Source organism: Actinospineispora spinosispora DSM 44797 (assembly GCF_000429025.1).
GTDB classification, from domain to species: Bacteria; Actinomycetota; Actinomycetes; order Mycobacteriales; family Pseudonocardiaceae; genus Pseudonocardia; species Pseudonocardia spinosispora.
Genome location: NZ_AUBB01000006.1, coordinates 117,384 through 135,643, shown reverse-complemented (window position 1 = coordinate 135,643; position 18,260 = coordinate 117,384). Strand labels below are relative to the sequence as shown.

Below are 18,260 nucleotides of genomic sequence, written 5' to 3'. Positions count from 1 at the left end.
CCCGAGGGGCAGCTGGGATGGCCCGGAGTCCACCCGGACGGTTGATCGAACGGGCCCCCGGGGTGCTCGATCGGGTGGCCGCCCCTGGTAACGTCAGGTCATCAGGCGCAGGTCCCGACAGCTGATTCTCAGGGTCGGTGGCCTGGGTGAGACAGTCCTTTAAGGCCCGTCCAGTGAGGCGGGGAAGGAGAGGAGCTCCACGTGGCCGCCCCCCGGCGCGCGCGTGGCGGGTCCCCGGGTACCGCTGGCACCGAGTTGCTCAGCGCGTCCGATGTGGCCCGCACGATCGCGCGCATTGCACATCAGATCATCGAGAAGACGGCGTTCGAACCTGAACACGCCGACCAGGTCGTGCTGCTCGGACTACCCACGCGAGGCGCCCCGCTGGCCCGCCGTCTCGGTGCCGCGATCGCCGAGTTCGCCGGCGCCGCTCCCGGAATCGGTGCGCTCGACGCCACCCTGTACCGCGACGACCTGCGGCGACGCCCCGCCCGTTCGCTGGAGCCGACCTCCATTCCCGAGGGCGGTGTCGACGAGAAGCTCGTGGTCCTCGTCGACGACGTGCTCTTCTCCGGCCGCACCGTGCGCGCCGCGCTGGACGCGCTGCGCGACGAGGGACGCCCGCGTTCGGTGCAGCTCGCCGTCCTGGTCGACCGGGGCCACCGTGAGCTGCCGATCCGCGCGGACTACGTCGGCAAGAACGTGCCGACCTCCCGCAACGAAGGGGTCGCGGTGCTGCTGTCCGAGGTCGACGGCCGCGACGCGGTCCTGCTGCGGAAGGCGGGCGAGCCGACCCACCCGGCGCAGGCCGAGGGTGAGGATTCATGAGGCACCTGCTGTCCACGGCCGATCTCGACGCCGCGACCGCGACCTCGCTGCTGGACACCGCTGATCGACTCAAGCAAGCGCTGCTCGGCCGCGAGGTCCGTAAGCTGCCGACGCTGCGTGGTCGGACGGTCATCACGCTGTTCTACGAGGACTCCACCCGCACGAGGGTCTCCTTCGAGATCGCCGGCAAGTGGATGAGCGCGGATGTGATCAACGTCAGCGCCAAGGGCTCGTCGGTGTCCAAGGGCGAGTCGTTGCGCGACACCGCCGCCACGCTGGCCGCCGCCGGCGCGGACTGCGTGATCATCCGCCACCCGGCATCCGGCGCCCCGCACCGGCTTGCCGCCTGGGGGCCGAAGACCGCGCTGGAGGGCAACGGCCCGGTCGTGATCAACGCGGGCGACGGCACCCACGAGCACCCCACCCAGGCGCTGCTGGACGCGGCCACCCTGCGCGAGCGGCTCGGGTCGATCGCCGGCCGGCGCATCGGGATCGTGGGTGACATCACCCACAGCCGCGTCGCCCGGTCCAACGTCCTGCTGCTGGCGACGCTGGGGGCCGAGGTGGTGCTGATCGCGCCGCCGACACTGCTTCCGGTCGGCGTCACCGACTGGCCGTGCCGGGTCGGCCACGACCTGGACGCCGAGCTGCCCAGCCTGGACGCGGTGATGATGCTGCGGGTCCAGGCCGAGCGCATGCGCGGCGGGTTCTTCCCGTCGGCGCGCGAGTACGCCATCGGCTACGGCCTGTCCGAACGTCGGCTCGCGTTGCTGCCGGAACGTTCGGTCGTACTGCACCCCGGACCGATGGTGCGCGGCATGGAGATCGCGCCCGCCGTCGCCGACTCACCGCGCGCCGCGGTGCTGGCGCAGGTCCGCAACGGCGTGCACGTGCGGATGGCAGTGCTGTACCACCTACTGGCCGGTGCCCCGGAGGCTGTGTGATGACTGACGTGGTGTTCATCAAGGGTGCCCGGCCGTACGGCGAGGGCGACCCTGTCGACCTGGTGCTCGCCGACGAGGTGATCCGCGAGATCGGCCCCGGTCTCGACGTACCCGAGGGTGCCGAGGTGATCGACGGCGACGGCTTCGTCGTGCTGCCCGGCCTCGTCGACCTGCACACCCACCTGCGCGAGCCCGGTGGCGAGGACGCCGAGACCGTGGAGAGCGGCTCGGCCGCCGCCGCGTTGGGCGGGTTCACCGCCGTCTTCGCGATGCCCAACACCGACCCGGTCGCCGACAACGCGGTGATCGTCGAGCACGTGCACCGCAGAGGTGTCGAGGTCGGCCTGGTCGACGTGCACCCGGTCGGCGCGGTGACCGTCGGCCTGGAGGGTGAGCGGCTGGCCGAGCTCGGCACGATGGCGAACTCGCCCGCCGGCGTGCGGATGTTCTCCGACGACGGACGGTGTGTGCACGACCCGCTGCTGATGCGCAGGGCGCTGGAGTACGCGACCGCGCTGGACGTGGTGATCGCGCAGCACGCGGAGGACCCCCGGCTCACCGACGGCGCGCAGGCGCACGAGGGTGTCGTCGCGGCTCGGCTGGGGCTGGCCGGCTGGCCGGCCACCGCCGAGGAGACGATCGTGGCCAGGGACTGCGCACTGGCCAGGGAGGCGGGCGCGCGGCTGCACGTCTGCCACGTCTCGTCGTCGCGCACGGTCGACGTCCTGCGTGCCGCGAAGGACGCCGGTGTCCAGGTCAGCGCCGAGGTGACGCCGCACCATCTGCTGCTCACCGACGCGCTGCTGACCAGCTACGACCCGGTCAACAAGGTCAACCCGCCGCTGCGTACCGGATCGGACACCTCGGCGATGCGCACGGCGCTCGCCGAAGGTGTCATCGACTGCGTCGCCACCGACCACGCACCGCATCCCACCCAGGTCAAGGACTGCGAGTGGTCGGCGGCCAAGCCCGGGATGCTGGGTCTGCAGACGGCGCTCTCGGTCGTGGTGCACACGATGGTGGAGCCCGGCTTGCTCGACTGGCGCGGGGTCGCCAGGGTGCTGTCCGAGAGGCCGGCCGAGATCGCCGGGTTGCCCGACCAGGGCAGGCCGATCGAGGTCGGCGAGCCGGCGACGCTGACCCTGGTCGACCCGGACGCGCAGTGGACGGTCCGGGGCGCCCGGTTGGCGAGCCTGGCCAGCAACACCCCGTACGAAGGCATGCGACTGCCCGCCCAGGTCGTGGCCACGGTGCTGCGTGGGCGGATCACCGCGCGGGATGGAGACATACGGAAATGAGCAATCGACGCGACAGCGCGGTGCTGGTACTCGAGGACGGCCGGGTGTTCACCGGCGCCGCCTTCGGGGCGCGCGGCGCCACGTTCGGCGAGGCCGTGTTCAGCACCGGCATGACCGGGTACCAGGAGACGCTGACCGATCCGTCCTACCGCAGGCAGATCGTCGTGCAGACCGCGCCGCAGATCGGCAACACCGGGTGGAACTCCGAGGACAACGAGTCGGCGCGCATCTGGGTGGCCGGCTACGCGGTGCGTGAACCGGCGCGGACGCCGTCGAACTGGCGGTCCGAAGGCTCGCTGGAAGGCCAGCTCGAGACCCAGGGCGTCGTTGGCATCGCCGGCATCGACACTCGCGCGGCCGTGCGGCACCTGCGCGAGCGCGGCGCCATGCGCGCCGGGGTGTTCTCCGGTGACGCACTGGCCGGGACCGAGGAGCTGCTGGCCAAGGTCCGGCAGAGCCCGTCGATGGAGGGCGCCGACCTGACCGGCGAGGTGTCCACCGACACGCGCTACGTGGTCCCGGCAGTGGGGGGCAAGCGGCTGACCGTGGCCGCGCCGGACCTCGGGATCAAGTCGAACACCCCCAGGATGATGGCCGCGCGCGGCATCGAGACCCATGTCCTGCCGTCCACCGCGACCCTGGACGAGATTCTGGAGATCGGCGCGGACGGGGTGTTCCTGTCGAACGGACCGGGCGACCCGGCCACCGCCGACACAGCCGTCGCGCTGGCCCGCGAGGTGCTGGACCGCAAGCTGCCGCTGTTCGGCATCTGCTTCGGCAACCAGATCCTGGGCCGCGCTCTGGGCCTCGGTACCTACAAGATGCGCTACGGCCACCGGGGCATCAACATCCCGGTGATCGACCACGCCACCGGCCGAGTGGCGATCACCGCGCAGAACCACGGGTTCGCGCTGGAAGGCGAGCCGGGGGCGGAGTTCGACTCGCCGTTCGGCCGCGCCGTGGTGAGTCACAGCTGCCCCAACGACGACACCGTCGAGGGCGTCCGTGCGCTCGAGGTGCCCGCGTTCAGCGTGCAGTACCACCCGGAGGCGGCAGCCGGCCCGCACGACGCCGCGCCGCTGTTCGACCAGTTCGTAGACCTGATGACGGGAGCCCGCTGATGCCACGCCGGGACGACCTACGGCACGTGATGGTGATCGGCTCGGGGCCGATCGTGATCGGGCAGGCGTGCGAGTTCGACTACTCGGGCACCCAGGCCTGCCGGGTGCTGGCCGAGGAGGGCATACGGGTCAGCCTGGTGAACTCCAACCCGGCCACGATCATGACCGACCCGGAGTTCGCCGACGCCACCTACATCGAGCCGATCACACCCGAGTTCGTCACCAAGGTGATCGAGGCTGAGCGGCCGGACGCGATCCTGGCCACCCTGGGTGGCCAGACCGCGCTGAACATCGCGGTCTCGCTGCACGAGCAGGGTGTGCTCGAACGGTACGGCGTCGAGCTGATCGGCGCGGACATCGACGCGATCCAGCGCGGTGAGGACCGGCTCAAGTTCAAGGACATCGTGCTCGGCATCGGCGGTGACGTGCCGCGCAGCGAGGTCTGCCACTCGATGGACGAGGTGCGCGCCGCCGTGGGCAAGCTCGGCCTGCCGGTCGTGCTGCGCCCGTCCTTCACGATGGGTGGCCTCGGCTCCGGGCTCGCCTACACCGAGGACGACCTGGAACGACTCGGCAGCATCGGTCTGGACGCCTCGCCGGTGACCGAGATCCTGGTCGAGGAGAGTGTACTGGGCTGGAAGGAGTACGAGCTCGAGCTGATGCGCGACCGCAACGACAACGTGGTCGTCATCTGTTCGATCGAGAACCTCGACGCGATGGGCGTGCACACCGGTGACTCGATCACCGTGGCGCCCGCGATGACGCTGACCGACCGCGAGTACCAGCACATGCGCGACGTCGGCATCCAGGTGCTGCGCGAGGTCGGGGTGGACACCGGCGGCTGCAACATCCAGTTCGCGGTGCACCCGGAGACCGGGCGGCTCGTCGTCATCGAGATGAACCCCCGGGTGTCGCGGTCCTCCGCGCTGGCGTCCAAGGCGACCGGCTTCCCGATCGCCAAGATCGCCACGAAGCTCGCGGTCGGCTACACGCTCGACGAGATCCGCAACGACATCACCGGCGAGACCCCGGCGAGCTTCGAGCCCGCGCTCGACTACGTGGTCGTCAAGGTGCCCCGGTTCGCGTTCGAGAAGTTCCCCGGCGCCGATCCCACGCTCACGACCACCATGAAGAGCGTCGGGGAAGCGATGGCGATGGGCCGCAGCTTCAGCGAGGCGCTGGGCAAGGCACTGCGCTCGATGGAGACCAAGGAGGGCGGCTTCTGGACCCGCCCCGACCCCGAGGGCGCGACCCTGGAGTCGACCCTGGACGAGGTGGCGGTCCCGACGGACGGCCGCATCTACGCGGTGGAACGGGCGCTGCGGCTGGGCGCCACGGTCGAGCAGGTGGCGAAGCGCAGCGGCATCGACCCGTGGTTCGTCGACCAGATCGGCGCGGCGCTGGAACTGCGTTCCGAGATCCTCGACGCCCCGGTCCTGGACGGCGAGCTGCTGCACCGGGCCAAGCGGTCCGGGCTGTCCGACCGCCAGGTCGCCGTGCTGCGCCCCGAGCTGGCCGGCGAGGACGGTGTCCGGCTGCTGCGCCACCGGCTGGGCATCCGGCCGGTGTACAAGACGGTCGACACGTGTGCCGCCGAGTTCGCGGCCAAGACGCCGTACCACTACAGCGCCTACGAGACCGACCCCTCCGCGGAGTCCGAGATCGCGCCGCAGACCGAGCGGCCGAAGGTGCTGATCCTCGGTTCCGGGCCGAACCGCATCGGCCAGGGCATCGAGTTCGACTACTCGTGTGTGCACGCCGTCATGGCGCTGCGCGAGGCCGGCTACGAGACCGTCATGGTCAACTGCAACCCGGAGACGGTGTCCACCGACTACGACACCGCGGACCGGCTGTACTTCGAGCCGCTGACCTTCGAGGACGTCCTGGAGGTCGTGCACGCCGAGCAGGCGTCCGGCGAGGGTGGCCCCGGGGTCGTCGGAGTGGTCGTGCAGCTCGGTGGCCAGACCCCGCTGGGTCTCGCGCAGCGGCTCGCCGACGCCGGAGTCCCGGTGGTCGGGACCTCACCCGAGGCGATCAACCTCGCCGAGGACCGGGGCGCGTTCGGCGCCGTGCTGGAGCGTGCCGGTCTGCCGGCGCCGCGCTACGGCACCGCCACCTCGTTCGAGGAGGCCCGCAAGATCGCCGACGAGATCGGCTACCCGGTGCTCGTCCGGCCGTCCTACGTGCTGGGCGGACGCGGCATGGAGATCGTCTACGACGAGTCGACGCTGGAGGGATACATCCAGCGGGCCACCGAGGTCAGCCCGGAGCACCCGGTACTGGTCGACCGCTTCCTCGACGACGCGATCGAGATCGACGTCGACGCGCTGTGCGACGGCGACGACGTCTACCTGGGCGGCGTCATGGAACACATCGAGGAGGCCGGGGTGCACTCGGGCGACTCGGCGTGCACCCTGCCGCCGATCACGCTGGGCCGCAGCGACCTGGAGGCCGTCCGGGCCAGCACGGCGGCGATCGCGCACGGCATCGGCGTGCGCGGCCTGCTGAACGTGCAGTACGCGTTGCACGGCGAGACGCTGTACGTGCTGGAGGCCAACCCGAGGGCCAGTCGCACCGTGCCGTTCGTGTCCAAGGCGACCGCCGCGCCGCTGGCGAAGGCGGCCGCGCGGATCATGCTCGGCGCGACCATCGGTGAGCTGCGCGCCGAGGGCATGCTGCCGGCACACGGCGACGGCGCGACGCTGCCCGACGGGGGACCGGTCGCGGTCAAGGAGGCTGTCCTGCCGTTCCACCGGTTCCGTACTCCCGAGGGCAAGGGTGTCGACTCGCTGCTCGGCCCGGAGATGAAGTCCACCGGCGAGGTCATGGGTATCGACACCGCGTTCGGTACCGCGTTCGCCAAGTCCCAGGCGGCGGCCTACGGCTCGCTGCCGACCGGCGGACGGGTGTTCGTCTCGGTCGCCAACCGCGACAAGCGTTCGATGATCTTCCCGGTCAAACGGCTCGCGGACCTGGGCTTCGAGGTCCTCGCCACCGAGGGCACCGCGGACGTCCTGCGTCGCAACGGCATCTCGGTGTCCGTCGTACGCAAGCACTTCGAGGGCAAGGACAACGTCGTCGAGGCGATCCTGGCCGGCGAGGTCGATCTGATCATCAACACCCCGTACGGCAACCCCGGCCCCCGCGTCGACGGCTACGAGATCCGCACCGCGGCGGTCTCCAGGGGAATCCCGTGCCTGACGACGGTGCAGGCCGCGGCGGCCGCTGTGCAGGGCATCGAGGCCCTCACCAGGGGCGAGCTGACGGTCCGGTCGTTGCAGGACCTGCACGCGGCGCTGAGCAAGGCGCGCGCGGGCGCGGAAGGATGAGCGTCACACGGTTCGGTGCGCGGCTGGCCGCCTCGGTCGCCGCGCACGGGCCCGTGTGTGCGGGCATCGATCCGCACACCTCGCTGCTCGCCGCCTGGGGGCTGGCCGACGACGTCTCGGGGCTGGAACGGTTCGCCAGGACGGCGGTCGCCGCGCTGGCCGGTCACGTCGCGGCGATCAAGCCTCAGTCGGCATTCTTCGAACGGCACGGTTCGGCAGGAGTAGCGGTCCTGGAGCGGGTGCTCGCCGACGCTCGGGACAGCGGGACGCTCGTGTTGCTCGACGTCAAACGGGGCGACATCGGCTCCACGATGGGCGGGTACGCCGATGCCTATCTCGCCGACGGATCGCCGCTGGCCGCTGATGCGATCACCGTGTCGCCGTACCTCGGGTTCGGGTCGCTCGGCCCGGCGCTCGACGTCGCCTCGAAGACCGGGCGAGGCTTGTTCGTGCTGGCCCGGACGTCGAACCCGGATGGCGGATCGGTGCAGCAGGCCATCGTGGAGGGGCGGTCCGTCGCTCAATCCATGATCGATGCGGCTTCGGCAGTCAACGCCGGGATCGCCCCTCTGGGTGACGTCGGTGTGGTGGTCGGGGCAACGCATGATCATGGGCTGTCGTTGGGGGCGCTGAACGGGGCTGTGCTGGCTCCCGGGCTCGGGGCCCAGGGAGCGACGCCCGCCGACGTTGCTCGCCGTTTCAGCGGGCTGTCCGGGCTGGTTCTGCCCAGTGTGTCGCGGTCTCTGCTGGCGGCCGGCCCCGACGCCGGTGCGCTGCGGGATGCCGCTGTCCGGCTGCGGGAGGAGCTGGAGCAGGCGTAGGTGTTGTCGGGGGCGCAGTGGCGCTGGCTGGTGATCAACATTGGCGACACCGCGCACCTTGCGTCCACACCGCGCGGTGTGCACATAGCGCGGTGTGGCCACAAGGTGCGCGGTGTGTGCCGTCCCATGATCTGTGAGTGTCGGGTCGGCTCCCGCGGTGCAGGCTGAAGAAAGCTCCAAAAAGCTAGAGCGCTAGAGAATCTGCTGCTCACACCCCTACCCCCGGTTGCGCAGGGGTGTCGGGTGGTGAGTACGTTCGGAAAAGCCGACATCAGCTTGTACATGACGGAGGAGATCGTGGCCCTTCCCCAGCTCACCGACGAACAGCGGGCCGCCGCTCTCGAAAAGGCAGCGGCAGCTCGCAAGGTTCGGGCAGAGCTCAAGGACCGCTTGAAGCGCGGCGGGACGAACCTCAAGGAGGTCCTCGACCAGTCCGACTCGAACGAGATTCTGGGCAAGATGAAGGTCTCGGCGTTGCTCGAGGCTCTGCCGGGCGTGGGTAAGGTCCGCGCCGCGCAGATCATGGAGCGCCTCGAGATCGCACCGAGCCGCCGGCTGCGCGGCCTCGGTGACCGGCAGCGCAAGGCGCTGCTGGCTGACTTCGACTCGGAGTGACCGAGCCGACCGAGAGGGGCCGGCTGGTTGTTCTGGCCGGCCCCTCCGGCGTCGGTAAGTCGACGGTGGTGGCCGCGCTGCGGCCGAACCTGCCCCGGTTGTTCTTCAGCGTCTCCGCGACGACGAGGGAACGCCGAGCGGGTGAGGTCGACGGGCGGGACTACCACTTCGTCAGTACCGCCGAGTTCGACCGCATGATCGACGCGGGTGAGCTGCTCGAGTGGGCCGAGATTCATCGCGGTCTGCATCGTTCGGGCACTCCGGCGGCTCCGGTCGAGGAACATCTTGCCGCTGGTGATCCGGTTCTGGTCGAGGTCGACCTCGCCGGGGCGCGTGCGGTGAAGGAGATTCGGCCCGAGGCACTGATGGTCTTCCTGACACCACCCAGCTGGTCCGATCTGGTGGACAGGCTGACCTCCCGGGGCACCGAGTCACCGGAGGTCGTCGAGCGTCGGTTGCGTACCGCGCGCGAGGAGCTGGCCGCCCAGGACGAGTTCGATGTGACTGTCGTGAACGACGACATCGAGTCGGCAGTTCGGCAATTGGTATCGTTGTTGGCGGGCCACCCCGTTGGGGATGGGTCCGCCGAATCCCCGCAGGAGTCTTTGAGTGAGCATTCCGCTGACCGACAGCTCGGTGCGCAGCGCGCCCGAGGGCATCACCAACCCGCCGATCGATGATCTGCTGGACAAGGCGAGCTCCAAGTACGGGTTGGTGATCTACGCGGCGAAGCGTGCGCGACAGATCAACGACTACTACTCGCAGCTCGGCGAGGGACTGCTGGAGTACGTCGGCCCGCTGGTGGAGCCGACCGCCCGGGAGAAGCCGCTGTCCATCGCGATGCGCGAGATCCACGAGGGGCTGCTCGAGCACACCGAAGGCGAGTGACGCGCTAGTGGCCGAGCACCGTCCGCCCCGGGTGGTGCTCGGTGTCGCCGGCGGTATCGCCGCCTACAAGGCGTGCGAGGTACTGCGTCGACTCACCGAGACCGGCCACCAGGTTCGGGTCGTCCCGACCGAGTCGGCTCTGAACTTCGTGGGTGCCGCCACGTTCGAGGCGTTGTCCGGGCAGCCGGTTCGCACCGGTGTGTTCGAAGACATCCCCGAGGTGGCGCATGTTCGCCTGGGCCAGCAGGCCCAGCTCGTCGTGATCGCCCCCGCCACCGCCGATCTGATGGCGCGGGCGGCTCAGGGGCGCGCCGACGACCTGTTGACGGCCACCTTGCTGACTGCTCGATGTCCGGTGCTGATGGTTCCGGCGATGCACACCGAGATGTGGCTGCATCCCGCGACCGTCGCCAACGTGGCGTTGCTCCGCTCGCGCGGAATCGTCGTGATGGAACCGGCGTCCGGGCGGTTGACCGGCGTGGACACCGGCCCGGGTCGGTTGCCCGAGCCCGCCGAGATCGCCGAGTTCGCCCGCCTGTTGCTGGAACGTCCCGATGCGCTGCCCCAGGATCTGGTGGGCCGCAGGGTCGTGGTCTCCGCCGGCGGGACCCGCGAGCCGCTCGACCCGGTCCGGTTCCTCGGCAACCGGTCATCGGGGCGACAGGGGTACGCACTGGCCAGGGTGGCCGCGCAGCGGGGCGCCGAGGTGACGTTGGTCCGGGCGCACACATCGGAGGATCTTCTCCCGCCCGCTTCGGTGCGGGTGGTCGACACCGGCACCGCGGCACAGCTGCGCGAAGCGATGGTGCACGAGTCGGCGGGCGCTGACGTGGTGGTGATGGCCGCCGCGGTCGCGGACTTCCGGCCGGCGGACATGGTGCAGCACAAGATCAAGAAGACTGATTCGGGCCCGCCGACCCTCAGCCTCGAGACGAACCCGGACATCCTGGTCGAGCTCGTGGGCAAACGCGCCGAGGGCCAGTTGATCGTCGGGTTCGCGGCCGAGACCGGCGACGAGAACGGCGACGTCCTGCACCATGGCCGGGCCAAGCTCGCCCGCAAGGGATGTGACCTGCTGGTGGTCAACGCGGTCGGCGACGGCAAGGCGTTCGAGCAGCCGGACAACGCGGGATGGCTGCTGGGCGCGGACGGCGGAGAGGTCGAGCTGCCGCCCGGCTCCAAGGCACTGCTCGCGTCCTCGCTCTGGGACGCGGTCGCCCACAGGCTCGGCTGAGAGTCCTCGGAAACAACACCGCGGCCCGACCCACTCAGTGAGTAGGTCGGGCCGCGCGGTATCAAGCTGTGGGGCTCGGCGTCGGCTCAGAGCCCGCCGAGGATGCCGCTGCCGCCATCGTCGTCGTCATCGTCGTTGTTGCGGCGGTCCGAGTCGTTCTTGTCACTCGGGTCGGTGCTGTCGCTGTCGGCGTCGTCCTTCTTCTTCTCGCCGGTGACGTACTCACTCGACGCCCAGCCCTGCTTGTTGACCAGGTGGGTGAAGCCGTCCTTCGACTCGTCGACCGTGACCTTCTCGCCCGCCTTGCAGCTGCCGATGACAGGGGCGTCGGCCTTCGGCTGGGAACGGACACGGACCTGCTCGGAGCAGGTGGTCTGACGTGCGTCCGCGGCGAATGCCGGAGCAGCGACGGCAACCAGGGTCGCCGTGGCGAGTGCAGCGCTCAGGCCGACCATCGCGGCGAGGCGTCCTGTCAGTTGTGGCTTGGGCATTGGTCCTACCTCTACCTCTCTCAAGGAACGGTCGCTGGGGTGCGGCATTCACTCACATCAACGACGCCAGCGGGATTGGGTAACGCAGCGTCGGGGGGAGTGTTCATTTGGGGCTGGTAGTGAGCAGGGGACATGTGATATTCGCCGTCCTTCACACGGTCCGCCCCAGGTGCGTCGACTAGTGTTCGGGGACAAGTCAGGTACCGAAGCGATGAGGGGTGTGGAGTGACGAGCGGCAGCCGGCGGTTGTTCACCAGCGAGTCGGTGACCGAGGGTCACCCGGACAAGATGTGCGACGCGATCAGCGACTCCGTGCTGGACGCGATGCTCGCGGCGGACCCGCGCAGCCGGGTGGCGGTGGAGACACTGGTCACGACAGGTCAGGTCCATGTCGCGGGTGAGGTGACCACGTCGGCGTACGTGGACATCCCGGGCCTGGTCCGCGAGCGAATCCTGGAGATCGGGTACGACTCCTCGGCCAAGGGTTTCGACGGCAACTCCTGCGGCGTCAACGTCGCGATCGGCGCCCAGTCCGCCGACATCGCCCAGGGCGTCGACACGGCGTACGAGGCCAGGGTCGAGGCAGCCGAGGACCTGATCGCCCGTCAGGGTGCGGGGGACCAGGGACTGATGTTCGGCTACGCGTGCACGGACACCCCTGAGCTGATGCCGCTGCCGATCGCGCTGGCGCACCGGCTGGCACGCAGGCTCACCGAGGTCCGCAAGTCCGGTCTGCTCGACTACCTGCGCCCGGACGGCAAGACGCAGGTCACCATCGAGTACGCGGGCGACCAGGCGGTCCGGCTGGACACCGTCGTGGTGTCGAGCCAGCACGCCGAGGAGGTCGACCTGGACGGCCAGATGGTCGGCGACATCAAGACCCACGTCGTCGAGCCGGAGCTGGCCGCGCTCAAGCTGGACACCTCGGACACCCGGCTGCTGGTCAACCCGACCGGCCGCTTCGTCATCGGCGGCCCGATGGGCGACGCCGGCCTGACCGGCCGCAAGATCATCGTGGACACCTACGGCGGCATGGCCCGCCACGGCGGTGGCGCGTTCTCCGGCAAGGACCCGTCGAAGGTCGACCGGTCCGCCGCGTACGCGATGCGCTGGGTGGCCAAGAACGTCGTCGCGGCGGGGCTGGCGCAGCGCGCCGAGGTCCAGGTCGCCTACGCGATCGGCAAGGCCGCGCCGGTCGGGCTGTTCGTCGAGACGTTCGGCACCGAGGTCGTCGACCCGAGCAAGATTCAGAACGCGATCACCCAGGTGTTCGACCTGCGTCCGGCCGCGCTGATCCGGGACATGGACCTGCTGCGCCCGATCTACGCGCCGACCGCCGCGTACGGCCACTTCGGCCGGACCGACCTGGACCTGCCGTGGGAGACGGTGGACCGGGCCGACGCGCTGAAGTCGGCCGCCGGGGCCTGACGGACGACCAGACGGTCCCGGACGTCGGTGTCCGGGCCGTCTGGTAGACGGTGTCCTATGTACAGAACCTCCGGGGCGTCGTGACGGCCTCGACGGCGAAGCGACCGGGAGAGCGGCGCGAGGCGCCCGAGCTCCCGGTCGCGCAGATCGCGGTGGACACGCCGCTCACACACCTGGACCGCCCGTTCGACTACCTCGTGCCGGAGACCCTGGCGCAGGACGCACAGCCGGGGGTCCGGGTGCGGGTGCGCTTCTCCGGGCGCCTGGTCGACGGTGTGCTGCTCGCCCGGCTGGCCCGCTCGGAGCACGAGGGCAGGTTGGGCTGGCTGGAGCGGGTCGTGTCGCCGGAACCGGTGCTGTCCGCTGAGCTGGTGGAGCTGTGCCGCACGGTCGCGGACCGCTATGCGGGCACGTTCGCCGACGTGGTCCGGCTCGCGGTGCCGCCGAGGCACGCGAAGACCGAGGCGGAAGCGGTACCGGAGGCGGTGGTTCCGGCGCCGGTCGAACCGCCCGGCCGGGACGGCTGGAACCGGTACCGACATGGTGCCGCGTTGCTGGACGCGGTCACCGAGGGACGGCGGGCACACGCTGTCTGGCAGGCGGTGCCGGGGGAGGACTGGCCGTCCAGGCTCGCGGAGGCCGCGGCGAGTGCGGTCGCGGGCGGTCGCGGTGCGTTGGTCGTGGTGCCCGATCAGCGGGACCTGACCAGGGTCGCCGAGGCGTGCATCGCGTCGGTCGGCGAGGAGCTGGTCGCGCAGCTGTCCGCGGACATGGGTCCGGCGAAGCGGTACCGCAGCTGGCTGGCCATCCGCAGGGGCGCGGTGAAGGTCGTCGTCGGCACGAGGGCGGCGGCGTTCGCCCCGCTGAGCGACCCGGGCCTGCTCGCCATCTGGGACGACGGCGATGACCTGCACGCCGAACCGAGGGCGCCGTACCCGCACGCCAGGGACGTGCTCATGTACCGGGCGCACGCGACCGGGGCCGCGTTGCTGGTCGCCGGCTTCGCCAGGACGAGCGAGGCGCAGCTGCTGGTGCAGTCCGGGTGGGCGCGCGAGGTCGTCGCGGAGCGCACCGAGCTGCGGGCGAGCGCGCCCAGGATCACGCCGGTCGCCGAGACCGAGGCGCAGCTGGTCGACGACCCGAATGCGCGGGCGGCGCGTCTGCCCAGGGTCGCGTTCGACGTGGCCCGCGCGGCGCTGGGCAGGGGTGAACCGGTACTCGTGCAGGTACCACGCTCCGGCTATGTGCCGGGTCTGGCCTGCGCGCAGTGCCGCGAACCGGCGCGGTGCCGGCGCTGTGCGGGACCGCTGGGTCTGCCGAGGGCCGGTGCGGACGGGCTGGAGCTGGCCGGTGCGCCGAGCTGCCGCTGGTGCGGGGTGACCGACACGGCGTTCCGTTGTGCCGCGTGTGGTTCGCGAAGGCCTCGGGCGACGGTGGTCGGGGCGGTCCGGACGGCGGAGGAGCTGGGCCGCGCCTTCCCCGGGTTCCCGGTGCGCGGCTCGGGCGGCGGATCGAACGTGCGGACTTCGGTGCCGAACAGCGCCGCGCTGGTGGTCGCGACGCCCGGTGCGGAACCCTGGGTGAAAGACGTCCCCGGCGGTGCGGGTTACGGCGCGGTCCTGCTGCTGGACGGTTGGGCACTGCTGTCCCGATCCGATCTCCGGGTGGGGGAGGAGACGCTGCGGCGCTGGATGGCGGCGGCGGCGCTGGCGAGACCGCACCAGGCGGGCGGCCGGGTGATGGTCGCGGCCGATCCTGAGCTGGCGGTGGTCCAGGCGCTGGTTCGGTGGGACCCGGCGGGACACGCCGAGACGGAGCTGGCGGCACGCACCGAGCTGGGCTTCCCGCCCTCGGTGAGGATGGCCGCGATCGACGGTGTCCCCACCGCGGTGGCGGACGTGCTGGCGTCGGCCCGTTTCCCCGACTCCGCCGAGATCCTCGGCCCGGTGGAGCTGGAACCGGGCTCCGCGGGCGAACAGCGGGAACGTGCGTTGGTACGGGTCCCGAGGGGCGACGCGCGTGCGCTGGCCGCCGCGTTGACCGCCGCCCAGGCCGCCCGCAGTGCGCGCAAGGCGCCCGAGCCGGTGCGGGTCAAGGTCGATCCACACGAGATCTAGACCACTGAGCCGACCCACTAGAATTCGGGTCGCTAGTCACTAGCCTGAATAGAGGAGCGTAATGGCGATTCAGCCGATCCGGCTGTTCGGTGATCCGGTGTTGCGTACCCGCGCCGCCGAGGTGACCGACTTCGACGTCGAGCTGCGGAAGCTGGTCGCCGACCTGAACGACACGCTGGTCGACGAGGGTGGCGCGGGTCTGGCGGCGCCGCAGCTCGGTGTGGGCCTGCGGGTCTTCGTCTACCACTGTGACGGCTTCGCGGGACACCTGGTGAACCCGACCTTCGACTTCGTCGGGGAGGAGTACCAGGAGGGGCCGGAGGGCTGTCTGTCGATTCCCGGGTTCCGCTGGAACTGCCGCCGGCACCTGCACGTGGTCGCCAACGGCTGGACCATGCACGGCGAACCGGTTCAGGTCGAGGGCAGCGAGCTGCTGGCCCGCTGCATCCAGCACGAGACCGACCACCTCGACGGCGTCCTGTTCCTCGACCGGCTCGACCCGGAGCTCCGCAAGCAGGCGATGGCCGAGATTCGGTCCGCCTCGTGGTTCCAGCCGGCCGAGTCCACGAACCAACCGGTGATCAAGACCAGCCCGCACCCGTTGTTCGGGAAGCTGCGGTGAGAATCGTCTTCGCCGGTACCCCAGAACCGGCTCTCCCGTCCCTGCTGGCGTTGATCGACTCGCCTCGGCACGAGGTCGTCGCGGTGCTGACCCGGCCGGACGCGCCGACCGGCAGAGGGCGGCGGCTCGCCGCGTCCCCGGTCGCCGAGCTCGCCGCGGCGCACGACATCCCGGTGCTGCGCCCGCCGCGTCCCTCCGCTCCGGACTTCGCCGAGTCGCTCGCCGCGTACCGCCCCGACTGCTGCCCCGTCGTCGCGTACGGCGCGCTGCTGCCGCAGCCGCTGCTCGACGTCCCGGCGAAGGGCTGGGTCAACCTGCACTTCTCGGTGCTGCCCGCGTGGCGCGGCGCCGCACCGGTGCAGGCCGCCGTGCGGCACGGTGACGAGGTCACCGGAGCCAGCGTGTTCCAGCTGGAGAAGGGCATGGACACCGGACCGGTGTTCGGCGTGGTCACCGAGTCGATCGGGCCCAGGGACACCTCGGGGGATCTGCTGGCCCGGCTCGCCCGGTCCGGCTCCGAGCTGCTGCTGGCGGCGCTCGACGGCATCGAGGACGGCACGCTGCGCGCGGTTCCGCAGCCGGTCGACGGGGTGTCCTACGCGCCGAAGGTCACGGTGGCCGACGCCGAGGTCGACTGGCGGTCCACCGCGGTCGCCGTCGATCGGCTGGTGCGTTCCGTCACGCCGGAGCCGGGGGCCTGGACGACCTTCCGAGGTGAGCGGCTCGGGCTCGGACCGGTGCACCCGGTCGAGCCGGACGGCGCCGCGACCCTGAGCCCAGGCGAGCTGCGGGTGGAGAAGCGACGCGTGCTGGTGGGTACCGCAACCGGCCCGGTTCAGCTGGACACCGTGCGTCCGGCGGCGAAGAAGGTCATGGCGGCGCCCGACTGGGCCCGCGGTGCCCGTCCGGAGCCGGGCGACCGGCTCGAGTCACCGGTGAAGCAGCCGGCCGAGGACCAGATCGATGAGGTGCGCGGGTGACCGCTCCGCGACGTTCCGACGGGAAACCGTCCCGCCCCCGTCGGCCGTCCCGGCCGCGCAACGCCGGACCGCCGCCCCGTCGCACCGGGCCGCAGGGCCCGCCGCCAGCTGATCCGGCTCGCGCGGCGGCGTTGGAGCTGCTCACGACCGTTCGGGAGCGGGACGCCTACGCGAACCTCGCGCTGCCCTCGATCCTGCGCCGCGCCCGGCTGTCCGGTCGGGACGCGGCGCTGGCGACCGAGCTGGGCTACGGCGCGTGCCGGGCGAAGGGTCTGCTCGACTCGGTGATCGCGGCGTGTGCCACCCGCTCGTTGAGCAACATCGAGTCGCTGTTGCTGGACGCGCTCCGGCTCGGCACGTACCAGCTGCTGCGCACGCGGGTCCCCGCTCATGCGGCGGTGGACTCCACGGTGGAGCTGGTGCGGGCAAGGGCTGGTTCGCGGTCGGCGGGTTTCGTCAACGCGATCCTGCGCAAGGTCGGGGAGCGCACCGAGGCGGAGTGGGTGGCGCAGCTGGCGCCGGATGCGGAGACCGACCCGATCGGGCACCTCGCGTTCGCCCACGCCCACCCGGTCTGGATCGCGCAGGCGTTCGTCGACGCTCTCGCCGGTTCGTCCGATGAGATCGCCGAGCTGCTCGCCGCGGACGACGCACGCCCCTCGGTCCACCTGATGGCCCGACCAGGCGTGATCACCGCGGAGGAGCTGGCGCTGGCCAGCGGCGGGGAGGAAGCGCCGTACTCGCCGTACGGAGTGCGCCTCGACGCCGGGTCGGGCGATCCCGGCGATCTCGACGCGGTGACCGAAGGTCTCGCGGTCGTCGTGGACGAGGGCAGCCAGCTGGTCGCTCTCGGTCTGGCGAACGCCTCGCTGGTCGGACCGGACACCGGACGGTGGCTGGACCTGTGCGCGGGCCCCGGCGGCAAGGCCGCGATCCTGGCCGGGCTGGTCGAGCTGGACGGCGGCACCCTGGACGCGGTGGAGCCCGCCGAGCACCGTGCCGAGCTGGTGCGCCGTGCGACGGCAGGTCTCCCGGTCACCGTGCACGTGGGTGACGGCCGGTCGGCGCCGGTCCCGGAAGGCGAGTTCGACCGGGTCCTGGTGGACGTGCCGTGCACCGGCCTCGGCGCGTTGCGCCGTCGCCCGGAGGCACGGTGGCGCCGCGAACCGTCCGATGTGGCAGGTCTCACCTCACTGCAGCGCGAGCTGCTGACGGCTGCGCTGCGTCACGTCAGGGTGGGTGGCGTCGTCGCGTACGCCACCTGCTCACCACACGTGGCCGAAACCCACGGGGTGCTGGCCAGCGTCCTGCGCAAACACCCGGAGTTCGAGCGCCTGGACACCCGAGAGTCCTTCCCGAAGGACATGCCAGCCTTGGGCGACGGCCCGTCGGTCCAGCTCTGGCCCCACCGCCACGGCACAGACGCAATGTTCCTGGCCCTACTGAGAAGAACCTGACCCGAGGCAGAAACCGCAGGGGCGGCGGCGGGACGGTCCGCGACCTAACCACCTCATCCGGCACCGACCAGGCAGTGAGGTACGTCT

The 18,260-nt window shown here is 71.1% G+C and carries 16 protein-coding genes; 15 read left to right on the top strand and 1 reads right to left on the bottom strand.

What is annotated here, in order from left to right:
* Positions 1-201: 201 nt before the first annotated feature.
* The 10 genes from pyrR to coaBC all read left to right on the top strand — a co-directional run bounded on the left by pyrR (position 202) and on the right by coaBC (position 11,078).
* Positions 202-828 (top strand): bifunctional pyr operon transcriptional regulator/uracil phosphoribosyltransferase PyrR, encoded by a 627-nt coding sequence (pyrR, locus tag G406_RS0100660; RefSeq protein WP_028932279.1) that lies wholly within the window; start codon positions 202-204, stop codon positions 826-828.
* Positions 825-1,772, top strand: a complete 948-nt coding sequence (locus G406_RS0100655; RefSeq protein WP_028932278.1) for an aspartate carbamoyltransferase catalytic subunit — start codon at positions 825-827, stop codon at positions 1,770-1,772. Before pyrR ends, G406_RS0100655 begins: the two co-directional genes overlap by 4 nt.
* Entirely contained in the window at positions 1,772-3,070 is a 1,299-nt protein-coding gene (locus G406_RS0100650) for a dihydroorotase (RefSeq protein WP_028932277.1), read from the top strand. Before G406_RS0100655 ends, G406_RS0100650 begins: the two co-directional genes overlap by 1 nt.
* Positions 3,067-4,191, top strand: a complete 1,125-nt coding sequence (gene carA / locus G406_RS0100645; protein WP_028932276.1) for a glutamine-hydrolyzing carbamoyl-phosphate synthase small subunit — start codon at positions 3,067-3,069, stop codon at positions 4,189-4,191. Before G406_RS0100650 ends, carA begins: the two co-directional genes overlap by 4 nt.
* Positions 4,191-7,520: a carbamoyl-phosphate synthase large subunit gene (gene carB, locus G406_RS0100640; RefSeq protein WP_028932275.1), complete on the top strand. Its 3,330-nt coding sequence runs from the start codon at positions 4,191-4,193 to the stop codon at positions 7,518-7,520. The genes carA and carB overlap by 1 nt, the downstream gene beginning before the upstream one ends.
* The gene (pyrF, locus tag G406_RS0100635) at positions 7,517-8,341 is read left to right on the top strand and encodes an orotidine-5'-phosphate decarboxylase (protein ID WP_028932274.1); all 825 of its coding nucleotides are present in this window, start codon (positions 7,517-7,519) and stop codon (positions 8,339-8,341) included. The genes carB and pyrF overlap by 4 nt, the downstream gene beginning before the upstream one ends.
* Before the next feature lie 297 nt (positions 8,342-8,638).
* On the top strand, positions 8,639-8,956 hold the full coding sequence (mihF, locus tag G406_RS0100630) for an integration host factor, actinobacterial type (RefSeq protein WP_028932273.1): 318 nt from the start codon (positions 8,639-8,641) through the stop codon (positions 8,954-8,956).
* The gene (gmk, locus tag G406_RS43880; protein WP_084215673.1) at positions 8,953-9,636 is read left to right on the top strand and encodes a guanylate kinase; all 684 of its coding nucleotides are present in this window, start codon (positions 8,953-8,955) and stop codon (positions 9,634-9,636) included. Before mihF ends, gmk begins: the two co-directional genes overlap by 4 nt.
* Entirely contained in the window at positions 9,566-9,844 is a 279-nt protein-coding gene (rpoZ, locus tag G406_RS0100620; RefSeq protein ID WP_211241006.1) for a DNA-directed RNA polymerase subunit omega, read from the top strand. Before gmk ends, rpoZ begins: the two co-directional genes overlap by 71 nt.
* Before the next feature lie 7 nt (positions 9,845-9,851).
* On the top strand, positions 9,852-11,078 hold the full coding sequence (coaBC, locus tag G406_RS0100615) for a bifunctional phosphopantothenoylcysteine decarboxylase/phosphopantothenate--cysteine ligase CoaBC (RefSeq protein WP_028932271.1): 1,227 nt from the start codon (positions 9,852-9,854) through the stop codon (positions 11,076-11,078).
* 86 nt (positions 11,079-11,164) lie between these two features.
* On the opposite strand, the gene G406_RS0100610 is transcribed toward coaBC, so the two are convergent.
* Positions 11,165-11,569 (bottom strand): SH3 domain-containing protein, encoded by a 405-nt coding sequence (locus tag G406_RS0100610; RefSeq protein ID WP_169736558.1) that lies wholly within the window; start codon positions 11,567-11,569, stop codon positions 11,165-11,167.
* Positions 11,570-11,794: 225 nt separating this feature from the next.
* Between G406_RS0100610 and metK the strand changes: the two genes are divergently transcribed.
* From metK to G406_RS0100585, 5 genes are all read left to right on the top strand, one after another.
* A complete protein-coding gene (gene metK / locus G406_RS0100605; protein WP_028932269.1) occupies positions 11,795-12,997 on the top strand; it encodes a methionine adenosyltransferase in 1,203 nt (400 codons plus the stop codon).
* 50 nt (positions 12,998-13,047) lie between these two features.
* Positions 13,048-15,114 carry a primosomal protein N' gene (locus G406_RS43875; RefSeq protein ID WP_051341256.1) on the top strand — a complete coding sequence of 689 codons (2,067 nt, stop codon included), beginning with the start codon at positions 13,048-13,050 and terminating at the stop codon, positions 15,112-15,114.
* A gap of 61 nt (positions 15,115-15,175) precedes the next feature.
* Positions 15,176-15,736 carry a peptide deformylase gene (gene def, locus G406_RS0100595; protein WP_028932268.1) on the top strand — a complete coding sequence of 187 codons (561 nt, stop codon included), beginning with the start codon at positions 15,176-15,178 and terminating at the stop codon, positions 15,734-15,736.
* Positions 15,733-16,716 (top strand): methionyl-tRNA formyltransferase, encoded by a 984-nt coding sequence (gene fmt, locus G406_RS43870; RefSeq protein WP_051341255.1) that lies wholly within the window; start codon positions 15,733-15,735, stop codon positions 16,714-16,716. Before def ends, fmt begins: the two co-directional genes overlap by 4 nt.
* Positions 16,713-18,173 carry an RsmB/NOP family class I SAM-dependent RNA methyltransferase gene (locus tag G406_RS0100585; RefSeq protein WP_051341253.1) on the top strand — a complete coding sequence of 487 codons (1,461 nt, stop codon included), beginning with the start codon at positions 16,713-16,715 and terminating at the stop codon, positions 18,171-18,173. The genes fmt and G406_RS0100585 overlap by 4 nt, the downstream gene beginning before the upstream one ends.
* Positions 18,174-18,260 lie beyond the last annotated feature (87 nt).